The 12,832-nt window shown below is 47.7% G+C and carries 9 protein-coding genes and 1 riboswitch; of the genes, 7 read left to right on the top strand and 2 right to left on the bottom strand.

The annotated features are described in order from the left end of the window. The 7 genes from ASD40_RS14065 (at position 1) to ASD40_RS14035 (ending at position 8,222) form a co-directional block, all read left to right on the top strand. On the top strand, positions 1 to 1,461 hold the full coding sequence (locus ASD40_RS14065; RefSeq protein WP_057303881.1) for an alkaline phosphatase family protein: 1,461 nt from the start codon (positions 1 to 3) through the stop codon (positions 1,459 to 1,461). Next, the gene (locus ASD40_RS14060; RefSeq protein WP_057303880.1) at positions 1,454 to 2,200 is read left to right on the top strand and encodes a glycosyltransferase family 2 protein; all 747 of its coding nucleotides are present in this window, start codon (positions 1,454 to 1,456) and stop codon (positions 2,198 to 2,200) included. Before ASD40_RS14065 ends, ASD40_RS14060 begins: the two co-directional genes overlap by 8 nt. Then, on the top strand, positions 2,197 to 3,723 hold the full coding sequence (locus tag ASD40_RS14055) for a hypothetical protein (RefSeq protein WP_057303879.1): 1,527 nt from the start codon (positions 2,197 to 2,199) through the stop codon (positions 3,721 to 3,723). The genes ASD40_RS14060 and ASD40_RS14055 overlap by 4 nt, the downstream gene beginning before the upstream one ends. Positions 3,724 to 3,834: 111 nt before the next feature. Further along, a complete protein-coding gene (locus ASD40_RS14050; protein ID WP_057303878.1) occupies positions 3,835 to 4,860 on the top strand; it encodes a hypothetical protein in 1,026 nt (341 codons plus the stop codon). A gap of 47 nt (positions 4,861 to 4,907) precedes the next feature. Then, the gene (locus ASD40_RS14045) at positions 4,908 to 6,389 is read left to right on the top strand and encodes a copper amine oxidase N-terminal domain-containing protein (RefSeq protein WP_057303877.1); all 1,482 of its coding nucleotides are present in this window, start codon (positions 4,908 to 4,910) and stop codon (positions 6,387 to 6,389) included. Between the two features lie 90 nt (positions 6,390 to 6,479). Then, positions 6,480 to 7,403: an FTR1 family iron permease gene (locus ASD40_RS14040; RefSeq protein ID WP_057303876.1), complete on the top strand. Its 924-nt coding sequence runs from the start codon at positions 6,480 to 6,482 to the stop codon at positions 7,401 to 7,403. Between the two features lie 48 nt (positions 7,404 to 7,451). Continuing rightward, entirely contained in the window at positions 7,452 to 8,222 is a 771-nt protein-coding gene (locus ASD40_RS14035) for a hypothetical protein (RefSeq protein WP_057303875.1), read from the top strand. Between the two features lie 720 nt (positions 8,223 to 8,942). Here ASD40_RS14035 and ASD40_RS14030 read toward each other — a convergent pair. Continuing rightward, positions 8,943 to 10,277: a 5'-deoxyadenosine deaminase gene (locus tag ASD40_RS14030; RefSeq protein WP_057303874.1), complete on the bottom strand. Its 1,335-nt coding sequence runs from the start codon at positions 10,275 to 10,277 to the stop codon at positions 8,943 to 8,945. A gap of 71 nt (positions 10,278 to 10,348) precedes the next feature. After that, a riboswitch (purine riboswitch) is annotated at positions 10,349 to 10,448 on the bottom strand. Between the two features lie 100 nt (positions 10,449 to 10,548). Next, entirely contained in the window at positions 10,549 to 12,657 is a 2,109-nt protein-coding gene (locus ASD40_RS14025) for a multicopper oxidase family protein (RefSeq protein ID WP_057303873.1), read from the bottom strand. Positions 12,658 to 12,832: the final 175 nt, after the last annotated feature.

Genomic DNA, 12,832 nt, shown 5'->3' with positions numbered 1-12,832 from the left:
ATGAAAAAAGCTTCATCGTTTGAAATCGTCGCAGCTCGCTGCTGGAACTTGCTAAATGAGGGAAAACCGTTTACCCCGATTTTCGTTGTGGGCGTCTTTCTGCTCTATCATATCGGCGTATGGTCCGATCCTAGTTTTTGGAGTTCCGCTGGTTTGGGGCTGCTCGTGACCCTCCCTCTTTTTGTGCTGTATTATTGCTTTGATTTTCCGCTTTTTTTGCGAAATTATTTATGGATGCCATTCATTGCTGCGCTGCTGATTTGGGAGCGGTCTGAGTTCTCGCTGTATTTGCTAGCGCTAGGGTTGTTCTACTTCTTTACGGTTTATTTCTGGGGCACTTTTTACTATCATCTACGAATTGGGACGACTTGGTGGAATTTCACACGGTTCTGGAAGCTAGTTCTGAAAAATAGCGACTCGACGAGCGGCAATGCGCAGGAGCAGATGCCTAAATTTTTGCTGCTGCTTTTCGTATGGAATCATTATTACCGTCAGTTCGAGGGTGGTGTTTCCGCTGATGTGGGTACGGGGCTTCTATTTGCGGGCGGTTTGCTGATATACAGCTTCATTCTCCATCGTTATTTGTTTGACTGGAAACCAGCCGAAATCCCAACGTACACACGCGATTCAAGCGATGTACAAGCGGGCGGACAAGCACTGAATAAGAAGGTCATTGTTATTGTCGTGGACGGGATGCGCAAAGAGCGCTTTGAAGAAGCCGACGCGCCATTTATGAAGAAACTGCGAGCAGAAGGCACAGAGTATGCCCAAATGGAAACCGTTTATCCTGCGCGAACCGTGGTATGTTTCTCTTCGATGTTCACGGGTACTTACCCGCGCGAGCACGGTATTCGCTCCAATATGGTTTGGAGGCTGGGGATTCGGGTTGAAAGTATTTTTGATTCGCTGCGTAAGGTTGGGAAAAAGGGACGTCTGCTCGGCATAGCGCACTTAATCGACTCCATGGGAGACGATGTTGAAAGTGTGACCGCTGTGATGCATAACGATGTCGCAGATCGTAATATTATCGAACGGGCGAAGAAGATCATGGCCGAACAAAATCCGGATTTACTCGTTGCCCAATTGATTGGAGTTGACCAAACGGGTCACAGCCGAGGCGTTTTATATGACGATTACACGCAAAAAATCGCAGAAGCCGATAAATTAATCGAAGAATTCGTTGGCTGGCTTGAAGAGCGCGGCATGATGGAGAATACAACACTCATTATATGTGCCGATCACGGACAGGCTGATGGAATTGGTGGACATGGCCATTTGGATGAGGGTGAGCGCTATGTGCCTTTCTTCCTGCACGGTCCTGCCATCCAAAGCGGCCATCGCATTGATGAAAAGCATTCCCTCGTATCTATGGCCCCAACTTTGGCCTATCTGCTGGGTGCGCCATTCCCAAGCCATAGTCGCGGACCCGTCCTAACGGAGGCTATTAAGCATCATGACTAAGAAAAAAATCATCGTTTTTATGCCTGCGCATAACGAAGAAGAGAATATTAGCGGGGTTATTGCCCGCGTTCCGAGAGCTTTCCACCCTCAGTATGAGGTGGAGGTGCTCGTCATTGACGACGGGTCCAAGGACCGCACGGTCACCGTCAGCAAGGCAGCGGGAGCCGACCACATCGTGTCGTTCCCACACAATAAAGGACTCGGCGCTGCCGTTCGTGAAGGGCTGAAGCAATGCTGCCTGCTCGGCGCCGACATTGGCATCATGATCGATGCGGATAATGAGTATCCGCCGGAGCAAATTCCCGATGTCCTTGCGCCCATCATCGCCGGGCGGGCGGACTACACCTTCGGCTCACGCTTCAAAGGGCAAATTCAAGGCATGAAGCTGCATCGCCGTTTAGGCAACTATACGTTTACACTGCTGCAGGCGATCCTGCTGCGCAGATGGATTTATGACGGCCAATCTGGGATGCGCGGGTTTTCTCGCGATGCGATGGAGAATGCCGTTATTGTCCACGATTACAATTACGCCCAGGTGCTCACGTTAAACTTGGTTCGTCAGGGTTACCGCTTGGAGGAGATTCCCATCTCATACCAAGTTCGGACTAAAGGCCAATCCTTCATCAAATTCAGACAATATGTAACCTCCGTACTTCCGGCAATCTATAAAGAAATGAGACGCCCTGTCTCTAAACGTAATGTGAATCCACAAGCGAATCGAGATGATGCGGGCATATGAAACTAAAAGCAATATGGTTGGCGCTGTTCGCAGCTGCTGTTATTGCTGGAGTGACGTGCCTAAGTATTGTCTACGCCAGCCCCTTTGCGCGAACGTGGGACGAGGTCGATTTCACGTTGGCTCTACATAGGTATGATCTACTCGCTATGCAGCCTCATTTTCCGGGTTATCCGTATTTTATTCTAGGCGGTTGGTTTATTAACCAGTGGATGAATAATCCCGTTAAAGCTTTATCTGTCTTCAACACCCTAGCAGCCTTAAGCTCCGCGCTTCCGATGTTTTTACTGGCAAATCGTCTGACGGGCAGCGGCATAAAGAGTCTTTTACTGCCTGCGCTCGTATTAAGCAGTCCCTACATCTGGCTCATGTCCTCACGTCCCATGTCGGAGTGTGCGGGTATGGCCTTATTGTGGTGGTTTCTTTGGAGTATCCGCTTTGCGATGGATCGTCCCGTTACCATGCTACGTCATGGACTGGCGCTGCTGATGTTCGGCTTCCTTCTGGGGACACGCCTATCCTTCTTTCCGTACGGTCTTGCGTTGGTGCCCCTCTGGTACGGAATTTGGCAGTACGGTGCGAGCGGTTGGCGGAGATGGTTGAGACTGGGGTGCTCGGCCTTGGCTGCGCTGCTGTTTCAGCTGCTTTGGATAGCTGGTTTGGTGCTTTCCGAAGGAACTCTCGCTGGTTTCTGGAAGCTCTCACTGGCTTTCGTTGAAGGACACTTCTCCGAATGGGGCGGCGGCGTTATCTCTACCCCGATGCCGCTGGGAGAACGAATCTACCAGCTCATTGGACACAATTTGCTGGGATCAGCCCTGCTAGGCGGTTCTATTCTCATTGGCTTATGTGTCGTCGTTATTGTCGCTGCAACGTTTATCGGTCGGAGATTCGTTCCTCCAAGTGTGCAGGGCAACGAGAATCGGCGTTACATCTTCTGGCTCGTTGGCTGTGCCGTTTTGTACACCCTTTGGGCTCTTTTTGGTCAAAATATTGAGAAACCGCGTCATATCGTTCCTGTCGTTGCCCCGATATTGCTTCTAATGTTTGCTTTTATCATTCGAACAGCAGATGGATTAAGGACATCCACGCATAGGACGCGTCTATTGAGAATAGCGCCAACGATCCTGTACGCCCTCCTCATTAGCCTCATATCCATTCAAGTTGTGTATGGGGCTCAGCTTCAGAAGCGGCAGGCCGTGGAAGAACCGGCAGTTTATCAGCTTCATGACTATGTAAGCAGCTTGCAAGAGCCTCTCCTACTGTTTACATGGGAAGAAACGAGGGTACTGCAGTACTTGCAGGCCGACTACGATCATCAGCGTATCTATACATACGGGTACTTTCAAGCGTTGGCTGGGGCGAATCCCGAGCGGCGTGTGCTGCTAACCGATCATGTCGTTCAAGGCTTTGCGCAGCAAGGCAAATCGGTGAAGGAGCATTTAAAGCAGCTTGCTGAGTTTAAATCCGACGACCTATTTGACCCGGCGTATGGGCGCGTTATTTTATATGAGTGGGTGCGTTAAGAGTGGGTTCATCTTCTAGGTAAAGTAAAATAATGGTTGACACAAATATGGATAATGATTATCATTATCAATGACAACGAGGTTCCAAACAATCATATCAGGGGTGAAGACATGAAACGATGGCTACTAGCCGGTTTGACTTTTGTTCTAGCGGCATTGATCATCTTGCCGTCCTCCGCGCTGGCCTATTCGTATGGTGACGCCAATACTGAAGCAGTCGCTGAAACCTTTAAGCTGGTTCAAACCAGTGTAAGCGATGGAGCGAACAATTGGGGCGCTGCGGAAAGTGCTTACAAGGAGATAAGAGCAGAACTCGTATCGCACTTCGGCGATGGAATAGCTGCCACACTGGACGCTAATTTCCAGGCCAAAGATAGTAAAGCAGTCATTGCTAATTTCAAAGCTGTCCTCGTCATGAACTTGGATCGACGGTTTACCTATGCTACCAAAGGGCTTGATGATTATGCAGAGTCTAAACTCTTGCTAGCCAAAGCTAAGGCGACCTTTGATACACTGGAGCCTTATGTGGGGGCGGGTTCGAGTGAAATTAATAAAGCTTTCGAAGCCGCACTTGAAGCGCTTGGGAATCCTGGATTGTTCGGTGTAGGGAAGAAGGATGTACAGCCAGATGTCTTCAAGGAAAAGGTCAATTTTATCTATGGTAAGGTGAAGCCTTTATTCCCTTATAAGGCTTACGTCAAGCCTGCCGCTCCAAGTGAATCCACTCCCGTTCCCAAGCCTCTGACAACAACTGCGCCTGTTAAGAACGAGACAGGGGTCAAGACAGAACAACCGGTATCGCCGGTTAAATATGCTAAACCAACAGAATCAAAGGCACCGGATGCCGCTGCTGCAGTGGAGACGAAGTCACCTGAGCCTTCTGCAACGGCTAGTGCTAGTCCAACACCAACAACGGAAGCGGCTCAGCCTACAGCGACTGTAGAAGCGCCGGCTAAAGCGTCGGAAGCGACGGGTTCAGATGCTAAACAAGCCGATTCGGCGAAAGCAGCGTCCGCACATGCACCTATGGAGCGTTCCGATAAAACGAATCCGTTTGTCAGCGCAGCTGTTATCGGAGGGGTTATCGTACTTTTGGGCGGAGGCGTATGGTTCGCTCGCAAAAGAAAATGGATTTAATTATATTTCTTAAACAAAACCTGAGACGAATAGAGGAGAAACTTATTATGCGTAAATTTCTAGCAGTAGCTTTAAGTGTTTCACTAGCTTTATCTAGCGTTGTTACGGTTACATCTGTTGCTTTTGCAGAAAGTAAATATCAAATCACGGAAGATCAAACGATCGCTGCCTCCATCAAGTCTTTCACGGATATTAAAGCACTTTTTACAGACAAAACGGTACTTGCTGATGTTCAGAAATTATATGTAGATAAATTCCAAACTGAAGTTAAACGCATTGATACAACCATTAAAGCAGACGATCCTAAGATCGATGCGAACATCACACTTGTCTTGGACAGTGCTATCAAAGGCGATTTGAAAGTCGACCAAGCGAAACAAGCGATTGATAAAGGCCTACAATGGTACTACTTCTTGGCTGTACGTGATTTGGTCAACAACCAAGTGCGTCCTGCTTTGACTAAAGGCGATGTTGCCGGAGCGAAAGCGGCTTTTGATAAAGTCGTACAAATTTATGAAGCTGTTCTAGAACCAAACGTTGTGAAACGCGACGCAAAATATAGCTTAAACATGGTTTCACTTTTGAAAACAACGATTGAACTTATGCAAAAAGATATTAAAGAGAATAACTTGAATGAATTCAATGTTCACCGTCAATTCTTAGACAAAACGTTGATCAAAAACTACACACTCGCTACTTTTACATACGCAGAAAGCATTGCTACTAAAGCCCCTGCTGATCAAGCGGCAGCGATTACTGAAGGTTACTTCCTCTATATGCCTGTATACACCTACCTCAGAGGCGGCAGTGTCGCAGATGCGAACTTCGTGAGAGATGCCTTCGCATCCGGCGATGCAAGCAAAATCAAAAAAGACGAAATCCAAAATGCGTTACACCGCACGATGATCGGTAAAGTATCCGAATATGTGAACCAAGTATTCACGAAGCTTGAAGCTGGTGACCTGCAAGGTGCACGCGGATATGCGGCTGAAGCTAACATGTTCCTAGCGAGCCAAGAAGTCTTCTTAGGCAAAGAGAAATATGCGGCAGCGGTTGAAGTGGCAACGAAATTCTCCAATGCTATAGATAAATCCGATCTTGCTGGTGCGAAAGAGTACGGTTTCCAAGTGCTTAAGTTCCTTGTTGGTAAAGACGGTTCTAGCTTGAAAATTAGCAGTAAAGATTATCAAGTAGATGGCGCTGTTTTCACAGCTGAAAATGCTCCTTTCATTAACGCAGAAAGCGGACGTACGTTGGTGCCGGTTCGTGTTATTGCCCAGGCAATACAAGCCCAAGTTGAATGGGTAGATGCAACGAAAACAGTTCTCATTACCAAAGATGGTAAGAAAACAGAAATTACATTAGGATCCGATCAAGTCGTAGAGAATGGTAAAGTGAATGAGAAAGTCAAACTGGATCAACCGGTTATTATTGAAAACGGAAGCTCATTTATTCCATTGCGTGCTGTAGCTGAGTTGTTCAGCAAACGAGTATTCTACCAAAATGGTGAAATTATCATTCTTCGTTAATCAGTTCTATTCATAGCGAAGACACTTGTGCCTAGTAGGCGCAAGTGTCTTTCAGCATGCTGAAACAAGGAAGAGAATAGGGGGCAGATTATGGATTTACAGGCATTTCTCATTACGTTTCGTGAGGCGCTTGAGGCCATTCTCATAGTTGGTGTAATCATTACGTATTTAACACGTATTGATGCCGTGCACTGGCATAAATGGGTATGGGTTGGTGTGTTTTTGGCTTTGATCGTGAGTTACGGATTGGCCCTGGCTTTCCAGGTTTTATTGACCGGATTTGCCAGTATGGGCAGCCAAAATTACTTGAAAATCGGTATCATGCTCGTCTCTTCCGGGCTGCTGACACATATGATCATGTTTATGGGCAAACAAAATAGCGAATTGCAAGGGAAGGTTCAGAGCAAGGTTGCACATATTCTAACCATTGGCGGCGCCATTAATATGGTCGTCCACTCGTTCTTAGTCGTTGTGCGAGAAGGCGTGGAGACGGTTTTCTTTTTTGCGGCAATTACAGGTGGAAACATACAGAAAGCACTCGAAAGCTGGGGAGCACTAGGTGGACTCATTCTGGCTGTCGTCATTGGCCTTCTTTTTTTCAAAGGGACGAAGAAAATTCGGCTGGGCACGTTCTTTCGCATCACCAGTGTGTTTCTGATGATGATATCTGCGGGTTTGTTCGTGCAAGCCATCGGAATTATGCAGGATTTGGGCATTATTGGAAGTTTGTATCGAACAGCGGGACACCAAATCGGTGAAATATATAATATAACGGGATTCATGCCGGAGCATCCAATTGATGGTGTGCAATATCTCCGTGATTTTGGGAAAGAGCCGCTTATTAACGGCCAAGTCGGCATTTTCTTCAAAGCTTTCCTAGGCTATACGCAGAACCCTTCACTGGAGGAATTCGTCGGTTACTGGGGATACTACTTCTTGGTATTCATCTTGCTTGCCGTTCAGAAGAAGCGTCATGAACAGGAGCAGGTAGAGGAAGAGAAAGTGGCTGCGTGATAGCTGCAGTAGAAATTTCGAATGGCAAAGCATAAGGAGCGAGGACTGATGACGATTAAGATAGGAATTGTTGGATACGGTCATGTTGGGAAGGCGATACATGCTTTGTTTCCAAACGCTGCGGTTTATGATGCACCTATGCAGGTGGGCAGCCAAGCGGAGGTAAACAAGAGTGATGTGGTCTTCGTCTGTGTTCCGACACCCTCGCTCCCGAGCGGTAAATGTGATACGTCCATCGTGGAAGAAGTGATTATGTGGCTGACAGCCAAAGTCATTGTGATTCGCTCGACAGTTCCCGTAGGGTTCACTGACGCTATGAAGGAACGAACGGGGAAAAGAATCGTGTTCCAGCCGGAATACTATGGAGAAACCGTTGATCACCCCTTTTCGGATTTGCGTCACCGTACGTGGCTTACATTTGGAGGTGAATCTGAGGATATTAGCCTTGTGATTCGTGCCTATCAGCAGGTCTATAACGCAGAAGTAAGAATCCGTCGGACGGATGCCCGCACAGCCGAAATGGCGAAGTATATGGAGAATTGCTTCCTTGCGCTTAAAGTGTCTTTTTGCAATGAGTTTTATGATATCGCCGGAGCCCACGGGATTGATTACAATGAGCTGCGGGAAGTTTGGCTCGAGGACCCGAGAATTGGACGCAGCCATACCTTCGTGTATGAGGATAGTCGCGGGTACGGCGGGAAATGCTTGCCGAAGGATGTTCATGCGTTGATTAACATGGCGGATGAGAAAGAAGTTAATGCGGATTTGATGAAGTCTGTTCAACGGAAAAATAGCGACCTTCGTGCTTCATTCGAGTGATTATATAGTAAAGCCTCCATGTCCACGGATTGTTCGTGGGTTTGGAGGCTTTCTTTTATATGCCGTCTTGAACAACTGTAATGGTGCCCATATTTCTGACATAGACTCGGTTCGTCCTTGTATTCAGGGCCATTTGAGGTGGGCTCTACACACAGCTAGAGCAAAAAGTGCATCAAAACATTGGGGATTCCGACGATATTTCTCCCGAATCCATACTTTACTTGAACGTTAAGAGTCTTTAGGGACTTCTATTTTTACATAATACGGTGAAAATGAAGAGATAGCAGTCTCTAAAGGCTCTTATCCGGTTGCTTTTCTCCGAATTCACACTTTACTTGACGGATAAGAGCCTCTAGGGACTCTTATTTTTACAAGGAAATGAAGAAATAGCAGTCTCTAAAGGCTCTTATTCAACTGCATTTCTCCCGAATCCATACTTGGAAAAATCGGACTTTTATTATGAAATTGACTCTTAAATGCACTTTTTACATCATCGATGAATAATCGTCTAGCCACCAGCCACCAGAATCCCGAGATCAATCACACAGAATTAGCTACTCCAAGTGATCTAAACAAAGTACACGGAGCTAAGTACTCCAATCAATCTCCCCGCAGAAGTTGGTATTATCCAATTTGCAGCTATTGGGAGATGCAAAACAGCCTGCAATCCAACTAATGCTGCGCTAGTTGGATTGCAGGCCTATATGCGTTAGCCGCCGCTTAGCGTAGGTTGGCGCGCTTGAGCAACCGCTGGATGGAGCGGTTCGCTTCGGGCAGGACGATGTCCTTGTCGATCGTCCGCATGATGCGGTTTTCCATGACGATACGACCGTTAATGATCGTCGTTTCTACGTCGGCTCGCGTCGCGGAGTAAACGATGCGAGAGATCGGATCCACGTCGAAGGACGGATACGTGTGGAAGTTGTTGAGATCGAGAATAGCGAGGTCGGCCTTCTTGCCGACCTCGAGGCTGCCGATCTCCTTCTCCATGCCGACCGCGCGTGCGCCCCCGATGGTCGCCATGCGGAATACCGTCTGCGCATTCATGGCCGTCGGCCCGTGTATCGGCTTCTGGATAAGCGCAGCCAAACGCATCTCGTTAAACATATCGAGATTATTGTTGCACGGCGCGCCATCGGCTCCTAGGCTGACGGAGATATCGAGCTTCAGCATGTCGGGCGTCTCGGCAATGCCTGAAGCAAGCTTCAGGTTAGAGCCGGGACAATGGCTCACATGGACGCCTCGATCATGGATGATACGCTTCTCTTCCTCATCGAGCCAAATGCAGTGCGCCAGAATAAGGCGCTCATTCGCCAAACCGAGATGATCGAGGTAGACGACGTTGCGCATGCCAGTCTCTGCCTGCACAATCTCGATCTCGCCGAGATTCTCAGATGCGTGCGTGTGCACTTTCACTTGGTACTGCTCCGATAGGCTGCGGACCTCACGCAGCAGCTCTTCTGTACACGATATGACGAATCGTGGAGAGAACGCGTACTGGATGCGGCCATCGTCGTGGCCGTTCCATTTCTCTAACAAATCGACACTTTGCTGAAGCGATTCAGAGGTCTTTTCCTGCAAAGCAAAAGGAACCTCGTCCCCTTTGTCCATCATCACCTTGCCGGATAAAGCGCGCATGCCGCTCTCCGCAATAGCTTGAAAAGCAAAGTCGGTGTGGTGTACCGTCTCCATATCGACGATCGTCGTCGTGCCGCTTTGAATCAGCTCACCGATGCCAAGCATGGCGGAATAATAGATCGATTCCTCGTCATGCGAGGCTTCAAGCGGCCATATCCGCTTTTTCAACCAATCCATTAATTCCAAATCGTCCCCCTTGCCGCGGAAAATGGTTTGGCATAAATGAATATGGGTTTGAATGAAGCCTGGAATGATCGTACGGTGTTTGGCGTCAATCACCTTATCCACCTGTGGGGGATTCAAATCCGGGCCAATTGCTGTAATCCGGTCATTTTCGATGAAAATGTCCCCAGTAATCACATCTCCATTGCGGTTCATAGTCACAATTTGCGCATCTTTAATTAGAATGGTTGTCATCGTATAAGCCTCCTACTCCTAGTAGTGTATGAAGCAATGGACACAAAAAAACTAGCCACGAAAAATATGCCTGTCATGCGCACATTTTTCGTAGCTAGAAATTTACGGTTTCTAAGTAGAGACCCTTAATCCAATTATTAAGGTTATACGAAATGGGTAGTATTCAGTTCCTGCTTGCTTTCCTCTAGCCTAAACCGATACAGGTCATTTTGTCAACAGTCTGTGTTACCTATTCTGACATCCCCTCCCTCTTTTATGAAAACGGAGTCAATCATTCTGGATGATTAATCGTACCGCTTCCTACTGAGAATGGCGTCGTAACGCCTTCATACATAAGATGCATCGTCATTCCTGCTGCGGCATGTACGAGGTTATGGCAATGATCCATCCATAATCCAGGATTATTTGCGACGAAGGCCACTTCATAAGTTTCCCCCGGCAGTACAGCCAGCGTATCGGACCACCAAGGACTGCCCGTAGAAGGCTTACCATTGCGTGATAATACCAGCACATGATGACCGTGTAAGTGCATGGGATGTTCGACATTACCGCGGTTCACGATGGTCGTTTTGACGAGATCGCCTTTTTTCACCATTAGCATTGGTGTATTCGGGAATACTTCGCCATTCAACGTATAAAGGAAATCCAGTTTGCGATTATAGAACCCGAGTTTATTATCCAAGATCAAGGTGAAATCTCTGTCAAAACGGCTATTAGCATCAAAGGGTGTCGAGGTCAGGTCCCCATATTGAAGAGGATCGAAAGCGACCGTTTGAGGAAGCTCTGGAATTTCTCCCTTCCCATCCGGTGACATCAAGATGCCGCCGCTGCGGTCACCGCCAACATTCAGGTACACAGGACGCTCTGGCATGATGAACGTGATGTCATAACGACCACCTGTAGGTACAACCACATTCGTATTGGTCAACACACCGGGCTTATTCAGTTCCGTTCCATCAATCGCCGCCACCTCAAAATGAGTGCCGATAAGTGTGAATTTTTGCTGCACCCAATCGTCCGTATTAATAAGTCTCATGCGGACAGGCGTCCCTGGCGCGATTATCATGCGTTCTAATTGATCTGATGCGCCAATGGCGAAAGTATTGCCTTTCCAGCGATGAGTCATGACTGTGATGTCCTTCACTTGCTGCATGGTTTCCACCTTCGGCTCAATGATCAACGCTCCAAAAAGCCCCATGCTAACTGCTTCTTGTGAATCTTGGTGAGAGTGATACCAGAAAGTGCCCACTTGCTCTGCGCGGAAGCGGTATGTGTAAGTTTCACCAGGCATAACGGCATTTTGAGTGGCTCCAGCAACGCCATCCTCGGCATTTGGCACATCCAAACCATGCCAATGCGCGGTAACACCATGCTCGATATCTTCGTTGTTCAAAGTGACCTCAACCAGCTCCCCCTCTTTCATACGCAGTTCCGGTCCTGGAATTTGCCCATTGTACGTCCAAGCATCCACGGTTTTGCCAGAGCTAAGTGTGACCGTCTTTTTCTGAGCGGTAAGTGTAAAATGACGATCGGGCGTCCCTTCGGTAGGACCTTTTAGGTCAGCGACGGAAACCATATTGGCAGAGGGGCTGTTCATTCCCTCTATCCCGTGATTATGCGGACTCATATTCGCCGTTACTACCTGACCGCCATAATCGTGTGTCCCGCTCGCCATATCGATTTCTGCTGGTAATTGACTGTTGTTCATCGCCAACATAACCAAATAATAGACAGTTCCAGCCACAACAGCCATAACACCTACCATCGTTAAGGCGCGTTTCCAAAAGGTAGGAATGACGTAAGCTTCCATTTTACTTACCTGATTGAAACGAATCTGATGTCTCCACCAAAGTCCAGCTGTTAATAGTACAAAGGCAGCCAAAGGTATGGTAATGTCCAACCACCGAAATGGAACCGGAGGGACGAGTGAGAAATAAAAAGCGGTTAACGCGCCTAGTGCCGTCATTTGAAAAGGAATAATGAGACCGGGGCTAGCAGCTCTATGGTAAATAGTTGGCTCTATTGCGGCACCAGGCTCGGCTGAGCCTTGCTTCGTTAAGGACCGCAGTTTGATCAGTTTGGGAACCGATACAACCCAGATGGTCAAAATAGGCAGAACCACAAGCGGCGCTTGAATAAACACGCGGTCTTGCCAGAAGACGGGATCCATGGATTGCTGCATCCAAACAATAGCTCCAATGATAGCGGCAGCTGGAATAACTGGAAACCATGACCAGAACAGCAGCTTGCTTGCTTTACGGTGCATCCGTTCCAAACTCTGGCTATATAGTAATCGGGATGCTTTGACACTCCCTATCCAGGTGAAGATGACGAATAACAAAGAGACGAACAGTATGGTTTGAATACTTATGCTGTACACAATGAAAACCCTCCTAAGAATCGATAATTTCAGTATAGTTCCTCTATTTAAGATGGCACACGGTCCAGAGGCTAAGTGAATACCTAGACTTAAGTAGGGGGTTAAAAATACATCCGCTGACATTCGCCCATTTTTTGAGGTAAGCGGTTACTTTGTTTGTAATCAACTGGAAATA

This window comes from Paenibacillus sp. Root444D2 (assembly GCF_001426375.1).
In the GTDB taxonomy this organism is placed as follows: Bacteria; Bacillota; Bacilli; order Paenibacillales; family NBRC-103111; genus Paenibacillus_E.
The sequence above is the reverse complement of the archived record's forward strand: the minus strand, read 5'-3'. Positions and strand labels throughout refer to the sequence as shown.

Coding starts and splice junctions, on each gene's coding strand:
- ASD40_RS14065 (WP_057303881.1), top strand. CDS start 1: ATGAAAAAAGCTTCATCGTTTGAAATCGTCGCAGCTCGCTGCTGGAAC.
- ASD40_RS14060 (WP_057303880.1), top strand. CDS start 1,454: ATGACTAAGAAAAAAATCATCGTTTTTATGCCTGCGCATAACGAAGAA.
- ASD40_RS14055 (WP_057303879.1), top strand. CDS start 2,197: ATGAAACTAAAAGCAATATGGTTGGCGCTGTTCGCAGCTGCTGTTATT.
- ASD40_RS14050 (WP_057303878.1), top strand. CDS start 3,835: ATGAAACGATGGCTACTAGCCGGTTTGACTTTTGTTCTAGCGGCATTG.
- ASD40_RS14045 (WP_057303877.1), top strand. CDS start 4,908: ATGCGTAAATTTCTAGCAGTAGCTTTAAGTGTTTCACTAGCTTTATCT.
- ASD40_RS14040 (WP_057303876.1), top strand. CDS start 6,480: ATGGATTTACAGGCATTTCTCATTACGTTTCGTGAGGCGCTTGAGGCC.
- ASD40_RS14035 (WP_057303875.1), top strand. CDS start 7,452: ATGACGATTAAGATAGGAATTGTTGGATACGGTCATGTTGGGAAGGCG.
- ASD40_RS14030 (WP_057303874.1), bottom strand. CDS start 10,277: ATGACAACCATTCTAATTAAAGATGCGCAAATTGTGACTATGAACCGC.